Raw genomic sequence first — 21,437 nt, 5'->3', positions numbered from 1 at the left:
GCGTGAATCACCCCGAAGTACAGTCCCTCCCACAGTGGCTCTCTTTTTGCGAAACTCACTGAAGAAGGCGCCCAAAGATCTATTGGACGGCTCATTGGCTTTTACAAGTATCGTGGTTTGGGACGGTTGCGGACTCTGAGCACAGACCATGGCTGAAGTCATAACCAACGGCGAAACCAACAAAAAACTGATCAAGGAATGGGGTGCGCTAATGAACATAAGATTCACGGCCTATGAAGCAGTGGTTCTACATACTTTAAGTAGAGTACAAGCAAGTAAGAATATCAGTCGAATAGTCGACATCTAGAATGTGGCATATGCTCTAAACTGTGATAAACAATGACGAATTTAGTCTACCTTGAACGACAACCTTTGACCTGCCCTGTCTCATGTCGGATCGTTTTGTAAGCATTTCGCCAAGTCCTAGGATTCAAGTGCTGATTCGAACATTGCTGCATATCTTGATTAGTGTCGTGATTGTCATAGGCCTGCAGTCGACTGTAGCGCCTCTTTGGCGGGATCTACTAGTTATCTCAAACCAGATGTTGGAACCGGTAGACGACCCCGCCTACCATGCTGTCTTTGTACAGATTGACGACACCTTCCTAGATCCAGATTTAGCACTGGCCATGCAATTCAAACGTTGGGGGGATCTGCTTGAGCGTATTCATCAAGCAAAACCGGCCGTCTTAATGGTGGACTACCAGTTCAGCCCCAAGCGATTCGAATCAGTACTCCCCGGAGAGGCAACGCGATTTGAGCAGCGGCTACTGAAAATCTCCCGCTACGGTGGGTTGATTATGGGTTTGTCACCCCAATCTGAAGGCCCAGATACTCGGGCCTTCACACTGCGTGAAGTCGAACAGAACACAAACCTCATTAAAGCCTGTATGGCACTGAACGTGGATGAGGATCAGGTCGTAAGGCACTTTCAACAATTTCCATCGCCATTTTGTCCAAGGAATGCACAGCAATCCATGGCAGCTACAGCAGCACAGTATCTGAACGCCACTGTCGAACAAGAGGGTCTAATACTGACCAGGGGTCTGAACTCCGTGGTGGAGATATCGGCAGCACAGTTGCTGACTCAGACGGGAACGGATATACGCTTGGAAGGGGCCATCGTAGTAGTGGGATCCAACTTCCCGTACGAAGATGAATTGATGTCTGTTCATCAACGCGTGGGGTTCCTTGCCCATGCACGGATGAAAGGCGGACTGGTTCATGCTCTGAACACTGAGGCAGTGCTAGAGAACAGGGTTGCATGGCTTGAGGAGGATTACTGGGTCTATTTGCTGCTGCCCATCGCGCTGCTTATTCTGGTTTGGCCAGTCCGCGGAGTCGCAGCACCAACTACCCTGTTACTGCTGGGGACGGTCATACTGTTGATCGAAATGATTGCAGTAAACCAACACCGAGTCTACTTTGATGCCATCACCCTAGCTCTATTCTGCCTCGCAGGAGGGCTTGTGCTCACTGCTAGCAGAGTTCTGGATGCCTTGTTGCTCAAACGTAAAATTCAAAATCTGTTGGGTGGCCTACTGAGTCCAGCCGTGTTTCAACAATGTATTAAAAATCCAGACCTGTTCATGCAGACACGTCGATTTGAAAGCGCCAGTGTATTGGTACTTGATTTGCAAGGCTACTCACGTGACGCGACTTCACAGTCTGTGGAAAACCTGTATACCAATACAAATGCTCTGTTAGCTGCATCCACAAAGATCATTCATCAACATGGGGGCTGTGTTGAGCGATTCCGAGGAGATGGTCTGCTTGCCTATTTCGGTGCTCCGATACTCTCGACAAACCCGCTAGGCGAAGCCCTCAATGCAGCTAAAGACATTCTGACACTGCTGCACAAGACAAACACTCCTGTTTTGAGTCAGTTTAACCAACGCATCCGAATCGGAATTAGCTCCGGTGAGGTGATCTTGGGCCAAGTGGGTGATCCTGAACGATTCGACCTAGCGGTCACCGGCTTGGCAGCAAATCGGGCCGCTCATTTTGAAAGCCTCGCTGACCCAGTCACCTACCCGGTAGTTGTCGATCATGCCAGCCTTGGGACTCTGGGCGAATCGTGGTCACTGCATAACCTGGCACTTCGTCACCCTAAACATCCAGAAGTTGAATTGACTGGGCTTGATATCAGGAGCTGAAACTGACGCTAGTTCGCGGGCTATGTAAACCTGACTTGAATGGCAATAGGAAAAAAATTCATGCCCCTCGAAGATCCATATAAGATGCGAATTCTTTAACACTCGAGTTTAATGAGATTGGCCTCGACATAACAGACGAGAGTCACCCACGGCTTTTGCAACGCTCGTTAGTACAGAACACGGACTTGAATCTGTGCGTGGAAGGCCTACTCACATCTTGGGCGGCAAGCGCCGCAGCAGATACACCTTGCCTTCGTTAAGCCTCACGTAATCACCCTTCACAAGCTCCTTGAATATCTTGCTGATCATGTCGCGCGAGGCACCCAGATGATTTCCGATGGTCTGAAAGTTAACATCGACATCAGTTGGGCCTATTTGTGAGTCGGCTTGATCCACTAGTCGAGCCAGCAGGAACTTGCGCAGCCGCTCGTAAACTCCAATGAGAGCCATATCACTGGCCTGGTCAGTAGCCTGCCTTAGCCGCTGAAGCAAAACAGCAAAGAGTTTCATGGCGACCTCAGGTTCTTCGAAGACAATCCGCTTGAAGGTCTCAGTGGCTAGGTAAAAGGCACGGACTTCGGTTAACGCTGCGGCCGTGGCTGAGCGCGGCTGCCCGTCAAAAACCATTTCCCCGATGATGTCACCCTCACCGCGTAAAGCCACGATAAAGTGTTTGTCTTCGTCCGATTTGCTGATTTGAATTACCCCATCGGCAATCAATAAGGCAAAAGTGGCTGGCGCACCCTCTTTAAAAATTTGGGTGCCCTTCGGATAGGTTTTAGAGACACCGAATCGTTCGAAAAAATCAATTAAATCCATCATGAGCCAAGAAATTCAGGACATGATCTAAATGTATCAGAAACTCATTGTCTGACCTACTTTGAGGCATTGCAGCACTGACGCGCCGCGCCACATGGCCAACTCGGCCTCGATCTGGGCCCGGTACCATGATTTGGTTGAGGTGGCCCACAAAGGTACCTGAGCACACAATTCAGACCTGAGTGCTATAAGATCCGAACTGCGTAGATGTCCGGTTAACTCAGCTAGGGACTGCTGATTGTCTGGAAACGAACACTCCATGATGACGTGCTTTAAATCAGGCCAACTCCCCAATGCGCCGGTGAATGCCTGACAAGCAGCAGTATCTCCTGAGTAGGCAAAACAGCCTGACCTTCCGCGGATGAGAAACCCTAGAGTGGGTACCGTATGATTGACCTCGACAGGCACCACTTCGAGCCCTGCAATATTGTGAGACTGCTTAGTTGTTAGCGCCACCATCACGAGTACTGGTTCACTAATTGTTGGTATTTGGGTGAAGTCTGGCCACAAATGCTGGTTGAATAGGTGGGTCTTCAGAGACTCTATCGTGTTGTGGTGGGCAAACACCCGCAATGGCTGTGAGGTCTGCTGCTTGCGCAATTCCAACAAAAAGGGCAACCCACAAATGTGATCGAAATGCGAATGGCTCAGAATAACTGACTCAATCTTTAACAGACGCTCGATTGAAAGATTCAAAAGGCCACTACCAGCTTCAAGACACACCGTTGAATTGATCATCAGAGAAGTGGTGCCATTGCCTGGGTCGCCCGCACCCCCACTGCAGCCAATTACTTCGATGGTGTTATTCAGAATGGAGCCCCCGAAAATTTGAATCTAGAGAATGACCGGGCAGACCGGCTCAGCACCATAGTGACGGGCAAGTGATCGCCGGAAAGACCGGCTAAAGGGTCAAAACGATCAACGTCAGTCATACGTACAGGTTAGTAACTCAGCAGTTTGAAATACCTTGCGTCGCTTAGCTTGTAGACAATCACAAAGGGATTCCCCTCGGCTGCGTTGTAATCGAGGGTTGATACCGTCTTGTCAGTAGAGAGCAAAAATGGAATCTCATTCTTATCAGTCCGCAGAGCAAGGGTTGTTCCAAATGAGTGACTAATCTCGAATCGAACGCTACGACTACCCTGTGGTCTCTCAAGCGGCACTCTACGAATTCGAAGTAGTTCATCCAGCGCGTCTTCCGCCACAGGCATTTTGCCCTCAAGGACAGAACCTAAGCGGGAGATCAATTGCTGGGCAGGCACACCAAGCCGAGCCAACCTACGGGTATTTGTCTGGGCCTGTCTAAACTGTTCAAACGAGAACCCTGGTAACTCGACCGGTTGACCATTTTGATCTTCTTCGCGGTGACTCAATAGAATCTGGGCCGGATCTGCCAGAAAATAGCGTAGGTCGCGCCCTTTCGTAAATTGCTTGGATAGATGGTCGTAATACCCCGCCCCCCACGTAGTATCGACGATCAAGGTACGGCCATTGATATTCACCACATTCCAGGCATGGCCTGCAACGCCAGTAGGGCTCGAAGCATCATGAACCACACCTGTTTTAATTTCTGAGCTCAAGCCCACGGAAGTGGCCATTGCGTTAAACAGCTGCGCATAGTCATCACAGGTGCCCTTTTTCACCCGCATCAGTTGATCAAGATCTCGGGTGACTGGTAGTCCGGTTCGGTAGGCCTCGACATCGTAAACGATGTTCTCGGTGATCCAATCAAAAAGTCGCTGAGCCTTCTGACGCTCATCCTTGACACCCTTTGTCAACTCCTTGGCCATGCGCTCTGGTGAAAACTCCTTACCTGTGATCCTGTCCCAGAATTGCCCTAAAGAAAATGCACTCGCAGGAGGACTAAAGGCAATCCAGAAACTTGCAAGAAGTACAAGTAGTCTCGTTCTGTAGACAGAGTGACTCATGGCGATATGGACTCCGAAAAGATACTTGGAGCAGGAGCGAACCAGTCGCTATTGCCTGCGTACAACAGCTATCTAAAAGCTTATGAAAAAGCATACTAACTTCGAGCAGTCTAAGGGTTTCGCGCAGGTTCGATAGTCGACTTTTCGACAGTCTGAAAAAAGCATGTGAATAAGATAGAGGAGTCTCAATGAAGAGATGGACCAGGGAAGATGCACACTTATGAAAAGCCGCTCGGGAGGATGTTGATCCTTTCGTTGTTTCTTCTTGGTCAAACACCGATCTGTGCAGAAACCAATGATGAAGGTACACGCCTGAAGGAACTTGTTATCCAGGCCATGACAACGAAGAGCCTTGAGCACAAAAGCGAGAGTCTTGAATCTGTTCCAGGTGACCTTGCGGCACAACGCACAGAGCAAATCGCTCAACAACTCGTACGTCTATCGAATAAAAAAGTTCAGATTCGAATCGTCAAGGGCCTAAGCAACCCGGCATCGCTGGCCAGCGGTGAAATTCTGATTCCTGCGCGTGGAATGAATCGCTTCACTGAGGGCGAAATACACTTCATCATCGCCCATGAATTAGCTCACATCGAACTTCAACACCTTAAGGCTGTCATTAAGTTAGCAGCCCACGATTGTCCTATGTATGAAGGCGATGCTCCGGATTTCATTCTACAAGTTGGCCAATGTATCCGAAAAAATCTAGAAGAACCTACTGAACTGGGGCCAGTGTTGCGGCGCCTGAAGTGGCGTCACGAACATGAATCCGACCTTTGGGCTACGCAGTTCTTATCGAGGCACAAACTACCGAACGATTATCGAACTTTGTTCGAGAAGCTTAAAAGCGTTGAGGATTCGGGCCTTTCAGAGACGCATCCTCCAGCGGACCAGCGGCTTCACACAATCGAACAATTGCTGGCTAAATAACCGGCAGTTACTAAAGATCCGTCGCACATGTAACAGCTACAACTACTTCTAGTTTCGCCCGAGGTGAATCAAAGTTACTTCGAAGGGTCTTGCGGCGTCGGCACATGTTGAAGTATCTCGTTCATCGCCAATTGCCGTATACAACAAAGGGAGCCCAATAGAATGGATGATCATTCTGTTGGCCCTTGCCAGACCTGATTTCTAGCTGGGCTCTTTGTAACGCCTGAGCGTGACTCATACTCAATTCAGTTTTACTTCGATAAAAAGTTTCCATTAAGGCCGCGGTAGAGTTGTCGTCAACCTTCCACAAGCTTGCGATCACAGTCTTGGACTTTGCACGCAACAAAGTTGAAGCAAGCCCTTCGATTTCAACACCGTACTCGTCTACCCCGCCACCGTTGGCGGTTTCGCATGCCGATAGCGTCATAGTGTTGATGTTTGAGTAGTCCAATTTGCTGAGGGCCTGCAGGCTTATTGGCTCACCTTTCCCGAGGTACAGAAGATTTCTGCTTGCACTGTTTGGATTGAAGCTGAAATGACTCGCAATATGTACAGCATCACCTGGCTGAGTAACCGTCTTCTCGAATCTATCCCGATCAAACTCCTCATCGAGAGCCACAAACCCTGAAACTAATCCATTGGGTGTGTTCTCAGTTCGCACAATGGCTGACAACTCATCCTTCACCCGAGGTAAGGCTGATTGCCCGTGAATCTCTTGACTCACACCCAACCCCGCGACGGATTCAAAGGGCTTTGGCGAGTCAATGGTTGCCTGTCCGCCGGCCTGCCCCCAGTAAGCTAACGCGTAACGCTCAATCAATACGGACCCTGTGGAATCGGTCAATGCTGCGAACGGCAAATAGCGAAGTCGTCCAGTCAAACCAAGAATTAGTGTGTGGGGCTTGAGCAGCTGTAACTCAGTGGACACTGGTTCGATCAACACATCCCAGAGTGCGCGAGAAAACGGTGAAGTATCCAGGCGATTACTGATTGCTGTGCGAAGCCCACTGATCTGCATTTCGATATTCCTGCGACTTACCCGAACCTCTTTGACTACAACGCCCTTAGTCGAAGTTAAGGTTATGCTTAGGAATTGCTCGTCCAGCACATACTGCAGTACAGCAACACCTGAATCCTGCCTTACAAAAATTTGGCTTATTGCTGCGGTATCCTTCGAGGTAGTATCGAACGACTTTAAATTTGAACGAGCAAGATCTGAATCCAACCCCAAAAAATTCAATAATTCACGCTCTTTGAGCATGACCAGAACCTGCTCCGCTTGCGCTGTCTGACCTGCTTGAAGCAGCAATCGATACATCTGGTGGTAAACATTGGAAACAGTTTGATCAGGTACTTGAGACTGAGAGGCAGAGGAATTTTTGAACTGCTCTGGAGACGCAACATAGGTATTCAGAAGGTCTGCACCAATCTCCAAGGCCTTTACCGTACTACGCACCTTTTTGCCTTGTGCATAAAGTGTCATGAGCTTGGCCTTGGCTACCCATGTCTGCACAGACAATTGGCTAGCCAATGCCATTTCTAACGCCTTACCAAAAAAAACCAGCGCCTGCGCTTCATCACCAATACGCTCGAAATCCTCCCCGGACTGTAGATGCTCATTGATTCCTATCCTGACCAATGAAAGTGCATCAGAAACTTCAACATTAGATTTCTCGTCAGCCTCGGAAGGCTGTTCTGAAACAACCTGCCCGACAAAAGGCTCAACCTGCACTACCCCAGCTTCGGAACCCTTTGATGCCACAGGAAATAGCAAGGCTGAGTTAGCTGGTTTATTGGATGAATTCAGCTTCGCCAATTGAACCGCCAAAGGATGTACTGATCTATCACTTTGCCAACGTTCGTAGACTTCCAATCTTCTCTTGAGTCTCTCAGGGTTACTGTAGAACTTATCGGAGATTTGAGTGCCGTCAAGTTGCGCCTGTGTCATCAATCTCAACATCAAAGATTTGAATGCTTGACCACTCCCGTACCGTTCATTTAGGTAGCTTAAGGCGAAGCGATCTACGGCGGTCTCAAGATCTTCTGAGTAACCAAACGTCGAGGTTTTCGTCAAACTTATCAACGCCTGTTCCAGCGCCCTTGCACCGGATATTCTGGTTCTTTCTGTAGCAGTGATCCCATACAAGTACTTCAATTCTTCACTGAAGGTAGGAGCCTTGTTGGAATATATAAGAGTCATAGGTTGACCTGGCGTAGAGCTGTACACCTCAGTAATTCCATCAGAGGATGGAATACCATTAACAGTGTTGAGCATCGAGATGGTCATTGCAGCCTGATAAATTGATAGTGCAGTGATGGCAACTTCTTTGATTGACGCACCAACCTTTGCATCGGCCCAGGCACTAGCAGTGCTCCGATAGTAAACATGCCCCATTTCCCGAATCAGTAGAGCCATCAGCTCTTGTTCATCATTGATTCGAAGCAATAGACCACTAGAAACAAAAATCTCCCCTGCCGGCGTAGTCACGCAAGCAGACTCGAAACTTCGATAAACATGGAACTTAAAGGTCTGCTCAATTCCTGGCAGATTTTTGGCTACTACAGCACGCAAAAGCTCTGTAGCTGGTTTCAGATAAGACGAATCCTCTCGGCGAATTAAGCGCTTGTGAAGCGTTCTAGATTCCTCCCATAACCGTGTTTCTGATTCGTCTTCTGGGGCAAGACTGGCGATGGTTGTAAATGGCTCATACCTGGCTGATGCACCTAAGGGGCAGATAGCCAGTATCAGCGCTAGGCCGTAAGTGGGCCAACACCTTTCACTGATGAGTCTCAACATACCAATCACCTCACTTGCTATTGACTTTTTGTCTAGTCAAATTGCGAAAGTCAGATAGGCTGTTTCTCGCCATCTCTTTAACATCGCCCTCGTTGCTAAGTGATTTACGCTTAGCCGTATCTGTATCAAAAAAGAGGATCTCTCCATTTGCGGCGTTCGCTATACCCACCACGACATAGGCATTGCTGGCTGACAACGATTCCGCACCCGGTATAACAGCCTTAAACAGGTCTAATACAATGCGTCCAGTTGAACGTACAGTATCCTTACCGATCACAAAAATGACGTAATCAACTTCGTACTTTTGCTTAAGAAACGCCAGTCCATCACCCAGTGAATAGGTGAGGTTACTTCTTTTCTCGGTCCAGACCTTTGTTTTACCTTCCTTGATTTGCAAAAGTATTGGGACCATCGTGGCAAACAGGGCACGGTGCTGATCGAGCACATCATGCTCGTCAGACGAGAGCTGATCATAATTGGCGACCACATAGGATGTCTGATTATCCGATAGCTCTTTAACGGCATTTTCGAACGCTTTGGATGCCGTCAACTCCCAGGCTACAACTCGCTCCTGACTTCTTCCAAAACCAACTTCATTGATCACAAAGTCTGCTGGAACAACCATTACCTTGGTTTGCCCACCTGCTGGAACCTGAGTCACATTCGGATTCACCAAACCTCGGTAGCCACATGACTGCAACCCTCCGACGAGAATCAGCATAAGCCACAGATGAGTGCGCATAGATTGTCTGCCTCAATAAGATTTATTCGACATACTCCGATGTTTACCGACGAGCGCGCGGCACTGGATTCAAGTTCATCGCTTTCCCTCACCCTTGCATGGAATTCGTTGGAGAGAAAGCCCATTCTCAGCAATCACCTGCAGAAAGTGAGTCGATTAGTCGACATTGGTCATATCCACGTCAAGAGATGATTAGTTCAGTTCGGGCTTGCTCCCGACTCAAAAACTTCACCTAACCCATACGGGGAACTTTATGAAACTGAACAAATATTCACCAAAAACATTGGCACTTCTTGGCGTATTGGCTATCGTCAGCAGTGGATGCGCCTCCATTACTCAGGGTTCATCGCAGCTTGTCTCGGTCAAAACCATGGCCGCAGCCGGTGAACTCAAAGGAGCTTTATGCGTTGTGTCAAACGATAAAGGCAAATGGGCCGTGAATACCCCAGGTACAGTAACCATCAATAAATCAGCGGAGAGTTTGTCTATCAAATGCCGAAAAGCAGGGTACGCCGCAGGAAAAATTGAGGTTGAAAGCAGGTCCGGCGCTGCCATATGGGGTAACTTAGCTCTAGGCGGGCCGGTCGGCGCCATAGTTGACAGACAGACCGGTGCAGCATTTAACTATCCAGACCAACTGCAAGTGACGCTGACACAACCATGAGCTGAGCGTGATCAGTAATTGCTGTGATGGGGAACTTTGTTCCCCTTTTTCGTTTTTACAGACTCAACAATGGTCTTATCGAGAAAGGAGAGCATCTCTAGGCTCTAGTACGCCCCTTGTCCTCACACAGGCCCCTACAGATTGGGGTCTACATAGGAACTCAAGAATGGTATAAGTCACTGCATATCTTTGCTTCACGATTGTCAACGCCTGTGGAAGTGAATGAGGGTTACTATTGCCCCCCTTTATCCTTAAGCGAAGGACTTCAATCAGCACCGGCTGACTTCGGTTTGGAGAAACGCAGAACTCAATGCTGTCCCGCAGCACTTGGTCTTTGTGAGTAGATTGACTCGTACTGGACAACGAGTATTCATCCATGCATTCCAAATCAGCCAAGCTGATAAAGCTCGGGGCCCACGCAGGAATGGGCGGCTTGGACGCCATTGCTGGACCTGCAGTCAGTACGAGAAGAGCTATGGCTGTGCGGATCGTAAGCATCTTTTAGGGGTTTATCAAATAACTAATTCATCGGAATTGAAGTTGTTACTCGGAGTCCAGGGTAGCACTGCATTTCATTGTGGATCTCGAACGAAAAGCAAGAGACATCGTGCAATCAAACGGGCACATTGATTGGACAGTCCACTACATAAAAAGTGACTGACACACCAACATGATCTGGTTGTGTCAGCCAAATAGACTCGAACGGGATCTGGTTTGTCGTATCAGCGATTTAGTCCCGTACTGAGAATGGGATTGACCAGAGTACTCAACAAAGGTCCGACCAAAGGAACCTGAGTGAGAAGTGGCAGATTGTCTTGCCCCCCTGGTGGCTGAGCTGCGCACTGATTGGCCGAAAATGAGGCAGTACTGTTCAAGATATCCTGATAATCAAAATCACAGGAACGCTCATTGGTCCCATCGCCGTTGGTATCCAAACCGACCCGTACGCGGTAGCGGCCAGATGAGTTACCCAGCGCCTGCACGCGAACTATCCCACCACTTCGAAGCTCTAAACTCCCGCTTGACACAGCGCTGTCAGCCAGCAAGACAGATAGTCCGTCCGAGTATGTCGTATATGCTCCAGATGTGGGCGTGTCAATCCGAGTCGATACATCGCCCGTTTCTTTGTAATTCATCTTAACAGTGGACGTCCCCGCTCCACTCAAATTACCCTGAATGTCCAGAAAGCTATTGGCCTTGTACTGAGCACGCCCCCTTCCACCTTCAGACTCCTCAATGGCGTTTGCTGGAGCATGTACGATGTATTGAAACCGTCCACTTCCCAAGATGATCCGACGTCCTTCTGTCCCATCGACGCTTGCACTGCTTCCCGTGCTAGGCTGTGTTCCGGCAAAGTTACTCGCAGTAACGTAGTGGTTAGTTGTCAATACTCCGGAACTCACTGACCCGGCATAGGTTTCAAAGTCAGTTCTCAAAGTACCGTTAGCGTTTTGACATTGTTTAAAGGTCGCCGTGAACACGTCTTTCGGATCAATTTGACCATTCCCGTTCGCGTCACGTTTTTGCAGCGAGATACTGCCGCTGCCTGAACAAGAATCCTCCAACTGATCGCTGTCCTCCTGAAAAAATTGCTCTGACAGCTCCAACCCTCGAGAGTTAACAATACCGTTAATGGCGTAGGCAGTCGCCTTAACCAGCGCCAACCTAGCGAACTCAAGAGCATTAGACTCATCCAATTGAATCCGCTCGGCCGCCTCCACGGTCATCGGGGTAGTGTTGTAACCAAAAGTTACTCCAGAAAAATCTCGGGGTTCAGTACCACTTGGGGCGGAGGTGCTGCTTGATGAATTCCCATCACTATTGCATCCGGTCAAAGCCAGAAGCACAGCCACAGAAAGGGCGCTCAATGAAGTTTTCATAACCATCTCCCTCTAAATTGACAGTTAGAACTTGTATGAAACGCCAGTGTTCAAGCTATTGATGGTGACGCCCTCCTTGGAATACCAACGCTCCAGGCTAAATGTCAGGTCAGTATTGGCGCTCAATTGATAGCCTGCGCCCACGCCAAAGCGAATGTCGTTGTCCTTGATCCCATCGATTTCAATGGATCCATATCCCACGTTGGCCCGAGCGTAGATCTTCTCTGTCACCGGCAACTTCCCGACCAGATCCACTCCGTAGTAGGTCCCTAGTTGACTGGTTTGACCGGCGATTTTTGCATCCGACACCCCGGTACCAACATGGCCCTCTACCGCAAAGTGATCGGTCAACTGGTAGCCGCCAGTAACCCTTGCTCCGCCGTAGTTCAAAGAAACCCCATCGACATTGACTTGAATACGATCGGCTTTTGCGCCAAAGTAAGGGTTGGCGAAGCAAGTAACGGTTACGCCGGAAGCGAGTACAAAAAGAGCAGCTTTTGCGATGATTTTTTTCATGATGATCTCCAGTTAGTGATCGGCTCGGTGTTGAGCACAACTGAATTTTCGAAAAAATGCTGAAGGTTGTTTGTCGACTTTTCGACTTCCCCCAGACCGCATGTACCCAATGGCCAAGTACGTAACTCACCTCGAAAAATTGTGTCTACGCCAGTGCATATATAAGAGATGGCCTCTTGGAGCATTTTTGGTCTGTAGCCTAGCTATGGCGCAACCCGACACCTCTCAAGAAGCACCAAACGATTCAAATGCAAGAGACTCTTCGGTGCATGCAGATTTGGGGGAGATTCGTTCCACGGAATCAGTAGAACAAGCTGAAGTTGTCGTCAAAGGCGAACGACTCGAAACACCGGCATCCGATCTTGCCGGGTTCTTGCTTGAATCATTAAAGTTTGAATCGAAACACGGCCCCCCTGAACGATTCTTGAGTAACGTAGCGAGATTAATCCGGCTCGGCGTTGTTCAATCAAGCCAAGTCATCGATCTTCAGGCTGAGGCAGCGAAGCGTTCAACGAATCGCGCCAGTAAGCAGCTAGTAGCTTCCTTACTGGAGGAAAACCTTTCGTCAGCCGAGAATAGAGCAACCCGGCATCGGCTTCTCGGCGATTTGTACTTTCAACTCGGGCAATTCAGTAGCGCTGTCCAAAACTATGACCAAGCACTTCAGCTAAACACTAATCCTACGGAAGCTCACTTCATCGAGGACAGTAAAGACAAGGCAATGAGATTGATGAGGGGGAAGAGTAAATGATGAAGAAAGTGACACCTAGCAGGGGCCAATATCTTCTTTTTTTTTGCATACTCATCTTGCCCGGCTGCGCCTCGCAGTGGGAGAAGATTGAGAAAGAACAGTTTTTTAAAGGGCCTGGGCGCGCCTATACCGTGGTACTACCAACAGGATGGAATCGGGCCCCTACCACTGACTCTGACCATCTTGTTTTGAGTAAAGATGGTCTATCGTTGAACCAGATTTCAATTTATCGTTTTGATCTAGACAAAGCCTTCCCAGACGTTCCTGAAACCCGAAGGTTTAAATCCAGCGACTGGGATACCACGCCATTAGATACACTCGCAAATTATCAGGCAAGGCAGTTGCGCAGTGATCTGAAGGTACGTATGGAGAAGGAAAAACCCGATGAGGAAGGCTTCTTGTCGGCCTTTGCGGTGATCGACTCATTGCCTAGCCCAGCCTCAGTTGAGCAGCTAGATATCTCGCCAGCGGTAATTGACAACCGTCCGAGCTTTCGCCTTGACACAACAAGCCTTAACTCTTGGGGGTTGAGGTATCGAACCGCCTCCTACGGTCTATTCCATGAAGGCGACTATTGGCTCATCCAGTATTCAGCGCCGGAGCTCAACGAGTGGAACAAAAACCGCCCAACATTCGAGCGATTTCTAAATACCCTGCAGTTTAAGAAGAAGTGCGTGCTGTTTTGTAGCGACTAGCAGGGGACGATTACTGAATTGATCTTTAGGCCCTAGTTTTGGGCTGATTTGCCACGCATAAGTTAATCTTTGCTATGCCCAGCATAGAAACTGTCAGTGTTAGTCAGATTTACTGCACTTGATCAGAGACGCAGCAATAGGTTTGGCCATACAGAATCTCCTACTGACAAACGCCTGGAGGCATATCTGGCTATACAGGCATGTGAATCGGCCAAACAACAAACATCGCCTCGTCAAAGAACCCGACCATCTGCAACCAGACCTACTTATTACACTTAACAATTGCAGCGGTTCCCGTCGCGAAGGCTGTGAGCCATTCGGCTCCGTACCAGCAGCAGCATAGTTAAGGCGATAACCTAGGATAACGTTTGCATTCTCCTTCTTGGCCTCGGAAGCCAACTTACTCGGCAGCGAAAGAAGGTCCTTGTTCATCAATTCAAATGTAACACCACCAAGTTTTGTATAGTACCCGCCTGTTTCTCAGCTGAAACCACTTTGTACCAAACCTATACTCGCTTCAACCTAACAGCCTTTCTGCACAAAACTATCGGTGGTATGTGTCCCATACCAGTTAGCTTCTTGGGCAATACCCAAGATTGAATCAGTATGATGTAGAAACTTGTTATTGAAGTTGGAGAAAAATCTACCAAAGTTTATATCTTTCTATTTGCGCAACCTACTCACTGCCACCCAGCCCTTGTGATCAGCTGTCTCGACCTCAATCATGCCATTGACCTCAGAACCTGAGACCAATGCCTCAGTATCCTTTTGCAGGCGCGCTACAGTAGGGCTCGACTCATCAGCTTTCTTGTGCATTTTGACACCGGCGATTTTGGGGTATACAACGTCACCGACATTAAATGCAAATCCAGCTTGCACAGAATTCTTAGCGTTGGCCTGCGCTGCTGATCCTGCCTTGGCCTGCACGAGGTTGGGGTTATCTCTGACACTCTTAACAAGATTGTTATAGCTGTCCAAGAAAGCGGCTGCTACTACTTTGCCTTCGTTTGTGTTTTGATACGCCCCCAATCCAACTGCGGCTCCGCCCCCACCAAACAAACCGCCAATTCCAAAATCGGATTTTTCTGCTGCTCCAGTAGCGGTAGCCACTTGTAGACCCGACCTAGTGTCAGAGAGGATAAGGGTCGTTTGTGCCTGCTTGAATTTCAAGCCCCCTGCGACTGCGCCGATGATACTACCCGCAGCACCAAAGAAACTACCTAGGGTGGCTGCTGCCCCCCCAATCCCACCTGAATTGTTCTCTTTGAAATTTACCTCAGGTGTCATCAAAAAATCGGCTGTGACCATCTGACCGCCACCAACGTTCGAACCGGACTGCAACTGCCCACCAGCTGCCAGGCTTCTCTCCTGGAGAATATTCTGCATTGCCACACCACGTTCCACTACCTGAAAGCAATTGGATTGCTGGACCAACAATCGAATTAGTCCGTTCGGCGAAGGAAGATTGAATTGAGCTAGAAACTTTTGACCGAAGTCTTGTGGCTCAACAACAGCCAAGGTGCCAAGCGGCTTAGGGCACTTTTCCAACGCGCCTGCTGCACCAGAGGAGCCATCTGGTCCAGCCTGACCACTTATTGGGCCAGCACCTTCTCCTAGTTTATAGCCTTGCTGCGCGATGGCGTTTGAGTTGCAGGCTAGCGAAAAGGAAACTGCGACCACGTAAGGAACGAACTTCATTAACCAAGCTCCATAAAAAAACCACCATTTACCGCGGCGAGAACAGAAAAGCGAAAACAAACGACAAAGGCCAAACAACGACAGACTTCTCGAACAAGGAGAACAAGTTTTGAACGTAAAAGCGTTGCGTGGTCCGGCTCTCAAGCGCCAAAACACAAACACCAAAACTTGGCTGTTGTTGAAATGTTGATCGATATCGACGCAATTTAGGCTTCGTAATCAACTTCACACTTTAGCCTAAGAATCAATGAAAAATAATCAGGAACTGATCGTAGAGACGATACCGACATGATTAAGAATTTAAGAAAAATTACTGACCAAACCACATCAGCAATACCGTGAACAATTGTCAGAATTTTGAATCACATTGACTTATATACACTTCTGTTTTCTTTTTACTTACCAATTACTTAGCGACTCTAAAAGATCGTTTTTCGTTTGGGAGATCTCCTTGAGCGCGAATCTGACCAGCCATTCGAAGAGTAAGGCTTTTAGGAACTGAGATTGTGGTGGCGAACTCAATAAATAGATAACCGTTCAATGCAATGTTCCATTGGTTACGAACGTTCAATAAAAGGAATGAGGGATGCTAGCTAAAATAAAAATTGGCTTGACCGTCAGTTTAGCCCTTACGACGGCGATGGCAATTTCCGCGAATTTTTCAGTGAAGAAGGGGGGCAGACCTCTGTCAGCAACAATTGCTCAGAACGACTCAACAGGACGATTAGTGGTCACACTGAGTAACGTTGGACAGGCCTTTTTGCCCATAGAAAACGCACAACTGGTTTTTAATGAGATTGGGCGACTGACTGGACAGAGTATCAAGGTTCTTAGTCGACTGGGAGCCGGCAGGTATCAGGTTGAAGTATCAGGCCTGAACTCCGCCAACGCCTCGGCTATCTCGAAACAGATCTCCGGGGTAATAGGCGTATCTTCATCTGAGATTGTTCGCAAAGCGCATGCATTTAACTTCGACGATCCAAACTGGTCTACTCAAGAAGGTTACCTGAGTGGTTCAGTTGCCTCGACTGACGGACTTAACTCTGGAATCTCGGACATGATGAAACGGTTTCCGACCTTAGGTTCGAACGTTAATGTTGCAGTGATTGACTCGGGATTGGGCTCAAATGATGATGACAATGGGATTTTCAACGGCTTTTTGAATCTGGTTGAGGAGAATTCAAGTTCTGTTGATGAGAAGCAAACAGATGCCGCAGATGAAACTTGCGAAGATGGGTTTTCATCGACGCCGTACCATGGTCAACAGGTAAGTGGTGTGATCGGGGCCGTTAGGGGTAACAAGATCGGCGTCACAGGTATTCTTTCGACCCAGAAGATCACTCACATCAAGGCCCTTGGCCGTTGCGGTTCAGATGCAGAAGGGACCTTGGATGTGGCGACAGCAATCATGTGGGCTGCGGGGGTCAGTGATTTGACGAACGATCAGTTGTCCTCTCTGCCGGCAAATCCCAATCCCGCGAAGGTAATAAACCTTTCGCTCGGTTCGTCTGAGAAGTGCCCTTCATTTATGCAAGATGCTGTTAATAAGGCAATTGCTGCTGGTGCCCATGTAGTTGCTGCAGTTGGGAATGGTAGTTTTTTAGGAATGAATGCGCCAGCTAATTGCGCTGGTGTGTTTTCAGTTGGTGCTAATACCGTAAGCGGATTCTCCGAATCTTACTCAAACATTTCGAGTGAGACGGTAACGTCAACCATTGGCGGCGGAGGCCAAAATCCAGTTGTGACGCTAACATCTACTACGGTCAGTCCAGATGGTTTGGCTCGAGTATCAGGAACAAGCTTCGCTGCGCCGCACGTTGCAGCCATATTGGCTATGGCAGTAGAAGCTACAAAAGGTTCCAAAACCAACTCGGACCTACTATCTGCTGTTAAGGCATCAAACACCCGATACAACACTAGCGACATTAACTGCGGTGCGGTCAACGATCAGGGCGTCGGATCTTGCGGTGGAATCTTAAACGCAACTGCATTTCTTAATCTTGTCGCCCCTTCATTGTTCGCTAGCACTGTGGAACCTGCCCCCCAACCCGTTACTGGAACTAAGACGGCGTCACAGCTTGATATGGTCAGGATTGACTCCGTTGTAACCGGGTCAGATCAAGATGGATCTTCGGTCGCGTTGTCTTCCGGGTCGCTAAGTTTCAGTCTCAAGACTATCGGCAAGGTTTACACCTTCACAATCGATGGTCAAAAGAGTTCGAATCAGAAGTCCCAAAAGGTCAAGGCGCGCTATAAGATTGAAGTTGTCGCCCAGCAAGACCGTTCGATCTCAGCATCGGTTAATGCAGTAGCGGGGGAGGCGCCTGAAGTCGAATTCGAGGCGAGTGACAGTAGTAACCTAAGCAGCGTAGAGTCAATTATTGAAGGTCAAGATCAAGACGGTAGCACCGTATCCGTATCCAACAATGTGTTGACCTTCAAACTGCAAACAGTGGGTAAAAGCTACAATTTCAAGGTGACGGGACGCAGCAAGCAAGGTGTCTCTGCAAAAGGTGTTCAAGCCTCAAGCACTGATGTTAAAACTTTCAACCTAACAGCAGTCCGCAGTTCTGATGACTCCATCGCGGTAAGCGCATCCGAAGTTACTGGCCCAAGCACCACGTCTGGATCAACCCCTACCACACCGTCAGCCTCGAGCGGCGGCTCAGGTGGAGGCGGTGGAGGCGGTGGTTCATTTGGCTTCCTGGGTTTGTTTGCATTGTTTGCTGGGCTTCTGGTTTACAAGAGAACAACAAGGTAAATACCTCGCGCTAAAAGCAGGGGGCGAAGTCCCCCTGTATATCAAACTCACCTGATTCAGAGTCGCTTGCACTCTCGTCAGTCGTTTTGTTGATTTCCTCGATCACCTCGATTTCGTACTCACGGCCTCCGGTGTTTTCCGTAGTTTGGCGTTCTCGGACTACAGCGCGTTCTGTGTCGAACATCATCTGACCTACCAGGGAATTTGCTACCACTGAGGGCTTAACTTTCTGGTCTTGGTTGGTAAATCACTTTTTCAATTCTGCAACTAACTCATTCGGGGCAAGGTAGTTCAAGCTGAAATGCAGTGGGACTGCAGTGTAATGCTACCTCCAGTCCTCAATATTCACCTGTGCCCTTTGCCTGTTACGAAATGACTCCATCAAGAGGCATTGATCCTTGAGTTTTCAGTTCAGGCTTTCGTTAGCCCCGTTTTGCCATGGCTTTCCCAGATCAATTGGTTTGCAGTCAAGTTTTTCTTGAACTGCGCATTCCGGAAGCTTGGTGGCGACGAATTCCGGGTCATTACCGCTTCTGATGTGTCTTGCGTTACCCTCCTTCTGCCAAAAAGTGACTCTCAGAATATGTGCGTGATGAGTCTCTAGAGACTGTCACTCGGGTATGTCAATCTCACGAGATGGGCAATTGCACCCATGTCCTACACTGTGCGCATAACAATCAGCACAGCGTGAGGAGCCCTATGAAGCGCACTCCAACTAACCAGTCAATTTCCACAGCGCTTCTCACTGTTCTGATTCCGCTTCTCGGGCTGCTGGTCGGGGCCTGCAGTAACAACTCGGACGACTCTGCGGTGGCAGGGCGGGTCACCTCCAATGAGCTCAACCCCTCCGACCGTTTTACACTGGCCAACCAATGCCTCAGCGTCCACCCAGCCGGAGGTACTGCAGGTCTCGCCGTCCTGGAATCAGGCTACACCTTGGCCAGTCAGGCCTCTGGCTTTTTTTTCAAACCCAGCCGCCTGGGTCATTACCTGCTGTACGACACCGACGGACGTTATCTGGCCCTCAATGACAGCAACCCCTTCAATCAGGCCAAGCTAGGCAGCTATGTGCGCGCGGCAACCGACTTCCTGTCCGGCTTGGGTGATTTGGTGGAAGTGCTTGAGGTTGCAAGGCCCGCCAGCGATGCACTGCGCAGCAGCAGCGACGAGCTGGGTACCCGAGCTGCGTCGGCTCTGGGCAACCCACAAGCCGACAGCACACCGTCGCGAGCCTCCGAGGCCTCGTTTCTGGCCGTGTGGGTAGTAGAGAACAGCACTGAACCGGGGCGTTTCCTGATCAAACAATCGGTAACAGGTCAGTACCTGGCCATCAAAGATGGCGCAATCGCACTGGCCAGCACTGCCCAAGCAGCCACCCCCTTCGGCGTCAAAGCGGCTCAAGGATGCGCCCAGTATCCCGAAGCCCAACTGAATGCCAGTGGAACGCCATTCACAGGAACCACTTCAACAGGCGAAGTCGTTGGCTGGGTAGACACTCACATCCATATCGGTGGCAGCGAAGCCTTGGGGGGTCGACTGGCCCACGGGCGCCCCTTTCATCCCTTCGGTATTCCTCAGGCCCTGAACAGTTGCGATGCGGACCACGGCCCGCAAGGCACCCTGGGTGTGCTGGACAACCTGCTGGCCACCGGCAGCCCCGTGAACCGCCACGCCACAGACGGCTGGCCCACCTTCAGCGGTTGGCCCAACCCGCGGTCGCAAACCCACCACCAAACTTATTACATCTGGCTAAAAAGGGCCTGGATGGGTGGCCAACGAATCATGGTCAATCACTTTGTCGCCAACGAAGTGATCTGTCAGGTGTGGCCACTCAAACAGCATGACTGCGATGAAATGAACAGCGTCCGGCTGCAACGGCAACTGCTGCTGGATCTGGAAGAATACATTGATGCCCAAGAGGGTGGCCCCGGACGGGGCTGGTTCCGAATTGTCTACGACTCACGCACCGCCCGGCAGGTGGTTGAACAGGGCAAGCTGGCCGTGGTGATGGGCATAGAAAATGAAAAACTCTTCAATTGCGGGGAGTACCTTGGCCAAGCCGAGTGCACCGAAGCACAGGTGCTTGAGCGGCTCGACGAGTTTTATGCCTTGGGTATTCGCAGTGTATTTCCCCTGCACATTTTCGACAACGCGTTTGGTGGCACCGAAATCAGTCGCTTCACCCGCGATGCAGCCCTCATGCAGGTGTTCAACGCGGGCAATGTGTGGGAAACCGGCCACCCCTACGCCACCACAGGGTGCGATGCCATTGATGAGACCGAGCCCAAGGATGTGCAGAGCAAAGACTACGGTCTGTTTGAACTGGCCTTGCTACAGCTCATGAACCTTCCCCCTACCCCAGAGAACGTTCCCGGGCGAAGCTGCCAACGCAACGCCCGTGGGCTGACCAAGCTGGGCGATTTTCTGATTGAGGCACTGATGCGCAAAGGCGTGATCATTGAAACAGACCACATGAGCGCACTGGCTCGTAAACGGGTGTTGGCCATGACCAAAGCCCGAGGGGTGCCTGTGGTGTCCGGCCACTCAGGCACCATCAGTGCAGCGAGGGACAGTCAACGTATCGTGGATGGCGGGGGGCTGATTTCCAACCTGCCGGACAAACCCTCCCCGTCAGCAGTGCAATACATCCAACAACTCAGCAGCTTGTACCCCGCCGGGAAAAGCCCAGCCAGCGGGTTTGGATCGGACATCAACGGCATTCACCAACAGGCCGAGCCTCGCCCCGATGCGCAGGCCAAACCACTGCGCTATCCATTCAAATCACCCATGGGTGACGTGACCTTCGAGCGTCAGGTGACCGGCCAACGGGTGTTTGATTTAAACACCGACGGCGTGGCCCACTATGGCCTCTATCCCGATTACATTGCAGACATGATGATGCAACCCGGTGGGGGTGCCGCAGTGGCCACCCTCTTCAGGTCCGCCGAGGCCTACCTTCAGTTGTGGGAGAGGGTTGAGCGAGCGGCGCGGCGCTGAACCAGGCTCGTTGCCTGTTGTCTCTCACTTCGCTGAGATGTCGTTATAGATAACTTGCGTCGGATCGAAAAATCCGTCGCAGATCATCGGCTATTGCGACGTAAAC

15 protein-coding genes are annotated in these 21,437 nt (G+C 49.8%); 7 read left to right on the top strand and 8 right to left on the bottom strand.

Translation table 11 applies throughout. The annotated features are described in order from the left end of the window. The first annotated feature begins 389 nt into the window (after positions 1 to 389). On the top strand, positions 390 to 2,156 hold the full coding sequence (locus ACK4FF_RS01990) for an adenylate/guanylate cyclase domain-containing protein (RefSeq protein WP_409704062.1): 1,767 nt from the start codon (positions 390 to 392) through the stop codon (positions 2,154 to 2,156). A gap of 210 nt (positions 2,157 to 2,366) precedes the next feature. Here the strand turns inward: ACK4FF_RS01990 and ACK4FF_RS01985 are convergent, their stop codons facing one another. From ACK4FF_RS01985 to ACK4FF_RS01975, 3 genes are all read right to left on the bottom strand, one after another. Beyond that, on the bottom strand, positions 2,367 to 2,978 hold the full coding sequence (locus tag ACK4FF_RS01985) for a Crp/Fnr family transcriptional regulator (protein WP_409704060.1): 612 nt from the start codon (positions 2,976 to 2,978) through the stop codon (positions 2,367 to 2,369). A 33-nt stretch (positions 2,979 to 3,011) separates the two neighbouring features. After that, positions 3,012 to 3,713 (bottom strand): 3',5'-cyclic-nucleotide phosphodiesterase, encoded by a 702-nt coding sequence (locus tag ACK4FF_RS01980; RefSeq protein WP_409704058.1) that lies wholly within the window; start codon positions 3,711 to 3,713, stop codon positions 3,012 to 3,014. Positions 3,714 to 3,916: 203 nt separating this feature from the next. Beyond that, positions 3,917 to 4,903: a transglutaminase domain-containing protein gene (locus tag ACK4FF_RS01975; RefSeq protein WP_409704056.1), complete on the bottom strand. Its 987-nt coding sequence runs from the start codon at positions 4,901 to 4,903 to the stop codon at positions 3,917 to 3,919. 210 nt (positions 4,904 to 5,113) lie between these two features. Here ACK4FF_RS01975 and ACK4FF_RS01970 point away from each other — a divergent pair, with 210 nt between their 5' ends. Beyond that, positions 5,114 to 5,830 carry a M48 family metalloprotease gene (locus tag ACK4FF_RS01970; protein ID WP_409704054.1) on the top strand — a complete coding sequence of 239 codons (717 nt, stop codon included), beginning with the start codon at positions 5,114 to 5,116 and terminating at the stop codon, positions 5,828 to 5,830. Between the two features lie 121 nt (positions 5,831 to 5,951). Here ACK4FF_RS01970 and ACK4FF_RS01965 read toward each other — a convergent pair whose 3' ends face one another. Further along, positions 5,952 to 8,627 (bottom strand): CHAT domain-containing protein, encoded by a 2,676-nt coding sequence (locus ACK4FF_RS01965; RefSeq protein ID WP_409704052.1) that lies wholly within the window; start codon positions 8,625 to 8,627, stop codon positions 5,952 to 5,954. A 10-nt stretch (positions 8,628 to 8,637) separates the two neighbouring features. After that, the gene (locus ACK4FF_RS01960) at positions 8,638 to 9,369 is read right to left on the bottom strand and encodes a hypothetical protein (protein ID WP_409704050.1); all 732 of its coding nucleotides are present in this window, start codon (positions 9,367 to 9,369) and stop codon (positions 8,638 to 8,640) included. A gap of 253 nt (positions 9,370 to 9,622) precedes the next feature. Here ACK4FF_RS01960 and ACK4FF_RS01955 point away from each other — a divergent pair, with 253 nt between their 5' ends. After that, positions 9,623 to 10,033, top strand: coding sequence for a hypothetical protein (locus ACK4FF_RS01955; RefSeq protein WP_409704048.1), 411 nt, complete (start codon positions 9,623 to 9,625; stop codon positions 10,031 to 10,033). 722 nt (positions 10,034 to 10,755) lie between these two features. Here the strand turns inward: ACK4FF_RS01955 and ACK4FF_RS01950 are convergent. Both ACK4FF_RS01950 and ACK4FF_RS01945 read right to left on the bottom strand, forming a co-directional pair. Continuing rightward, the gene (locus ACK4FF_RS01950; protein WP_409704046.1) at positions 10,756 to 11,913 is read right to left on the bottom strand and encodes a hypothetical protein; all 1,158 of its coding nucleotides are present in this window, start codon (positions 11,911 to 11,913) and stop codon (positions 10,756 to 10,758) included. Positions 11,914 to 11,937: 24 nt separating this feature from the next. Next, a complete protein-coding gene (locus ACK4FF_RS01945; RefSeq protein ID WP_409704044.1) occupies positions 11,938 to 12,429 on the bottom strand; it encodes an outer membrane beta-barrel protein in 492 nt (163 codons plus the stop codon). Positions 12,430 to 12,634: 205 nt separating this feature from the next. On the opposite strand from ACK4FF_RS01945, the gene ACK4FF_RS01940 reads away from it, so the two are divergent. After that, on the top strand, positions 12,635 to 13,180 hold the full coding sequence (locus ACK4FF_RS01940) for a tetratricopeptide repeat protein (RefSeq protein ID WP_409704042.1): 546 nt from the start codon (positions 12,635 to 12,637) through the stop codon (positions 13,178 to 13,180). Continuing rightward, positions 13,177 to 13,875 carry a hypothetical protein gene (locus tag ACK4FF_RS01935; protein ID WP_409704040.1) on the top strand — a complete coding sequence of 233 codons (699 nt, stop codon included), beginning with the start codon at positions 13,177 to 13,179 and terminating at the stop codon, positions 13,873 to 13,875. The genes ACK4FF_RS01940 and ACK4FF_RS01935 overlap by 4 nt, the downstream gene beginning before the upstream one ends. 663 nt (positions 13,876 to 14,538) lie before the next feature. On the opposite strand, the gene ACK4FF_RS01930 is transcribed toward ACK4FF_RS01935, so the two are convergent. Continuing rightward, positions 14,539 to 15,573: a CsgG/HfaB family protein gene (locus ACK4FF_RS01930; protein ID WP_409704038.1), complete on the bottom strand. Its 1,035-nt coding sequence runs from the start codon at positions 15,571 to 15,573 to the stop codon at positions 14,539 to 14,541. A gap of 586 nt (positions 15,574 to 16,159) precedes the next feature. Between ACK4FF_RS01930 and ACK4FF_RS01925 the strand changes: the two genes are divergently transcribed. Both ACK4FF_RS01925 and ACK4FF_RS01920 read left to right on the top strand, forming a co-directional pair. After that, complete coding sequence (locus tag ACK4FF_RS01925; RefSeq protein WP_409704036.1) at positions 16,160 to 18,334, top strand: S8 family serine peptidase; 2,175 nt, start codon at positions 16,160 to 16,162, stop codon at positions 18,332 to 18,334. 699 nt (positions 18,335 to 19,033) lie between these two features. After that, complete coding sequence (locus tag ACK4FF_RS01920) at positions 19,034 to 21,331, top strand: hypothetical protein (RefSeq protein WP_409704034.1); 2,298 nt, start codon at positions 19,034 to 19,036, stop codon at positions 21,329 to 21,331. Positions 21,332 to 21,437: the final 106 nt, after the last annotated feature.

Origin of the sequence: Limnobacter sp. (genome assembly GCF_046297615.1) — a bacterium.
Taxonomy (GTDB): Bacteria; Pseudomonadota; Gammaproteobacteria; order Burkholderiales; family Burkholderiaceae_B; genus Limnobacter.
The sequence above is the reverse complement of the archived record's forward strand: the minus strand, read 5'-3'. Positions and strand labels throughout refer to the sequence as shown.

Bases quoted from the DNA above. Each gene is read 5' to 3' on its own strand.
- ACK4FF_RS01990 (WP_409704062.1), top strand. From the start codon at position 390: ATGTCGGATCGTTTTGTAAGCATTTCGCCAAGTCCTAGGATTCAAGTG.
- ACK4FF_RS01985 (WP_409704060.1), bottom strand. From the start codon at position 2,978: ATGATGGATTTAATTGATTTTTTCGAACGATTCGGTGTCTCTAAAACC.
- ACK4FF_RS01980 (WP_409704058.1), bottom strand. From the start codon at position 3,713: ATGATCAATTCAACGGTGTGTCTTGAAGCTGGTAGTGGCCTTTTGAAT.
- ACK4FF_RS01975 (WP_409704056.1), bottom strand. From the start codon at position 4,903: ATGAGTCACTCTGTCTACAGAACGAGACTACTTGTACTTCTTGCAAGT.
- ACK4FF_RS01970 (WP_409704054.1), top strand. From the start codon at position 5,114: ATGCACACTTATGAAAAGCCGCTCGGGAGGATGTTGATCCTTTCGTTG.
- ACK4FF_RS01965 (WP_409704052.1), bottom strand. From the start codon at position 8,627: ATGTTGAGACTCATCAGTGAAAGGTGTTGGCCCACTTACGGCCTAGCG.
- ACK4FF_RS01960 (WP_409704050.1), bottom strand. From the start codon at position 9,369: ATGCGCACTCATCTGTGGCTTATGCTGATTCTCGTCGGAGGGTTGCAG.
- ACK4FF_RS01955 (WP_409704048.1), top strand. From the start codon at position 9,623: ATGAAACTGAACAAATATTCACCAAAAACATTGGCACTTCTTGGCGTA.
- ACK4FF_RS01950 (WP_409704046.1), bottom strand. From the start codon at position 11,913: ATGAAAACTTCATTGAGCGCCCTTTCTGTGGCTGTGCTTCTGGCTTTG.
- ACK4FF_RS01945 (WP_409704044.1), bottom strand. From the start codon at position 12,429: ATGAAAAAAATCATCGCAAAAGCTGCTCTTTTTGTACTCGCTTCCGGC.
- ACK4FF_RS01940 (WP_409704042.1), top strand. From the start codon at position 12,635: ATGGCGCAACCCGACACCTCTCAAGAAGCACCAAACGATTCAAATGCA.
- ACK4FF_RS01935 (WP_409704040.1), top strand. From the start codon at position 13,177: ATGATGAAGAAAGTGACACCTAGCAGGGGCCAATATCTTCTTTTTTTT.
- ACK4FF_RS01930 (WP_409704038.1), bottom strand. From the start codon at position 15,573: ATGAAGTTCGTTCCTTACGTGGTCGCAGTTTCCTTTTCGCTAGCCTGC.
- ACK4FF_RS01925 (WP_409704036.1), top strand. From the start codon at position 16,160: ATGCTAGCTAAAATAAAAATTGGCTTGACCGTCAGTTTAGCCCTTACG.
- ACK4FF_RS01920 (WP_409704034.1), top strand. From the start codon at position 19,034: ATGAAGCGCACTCCAACTAACCAGTCAATTTCCACAGCGCTTCTCACT.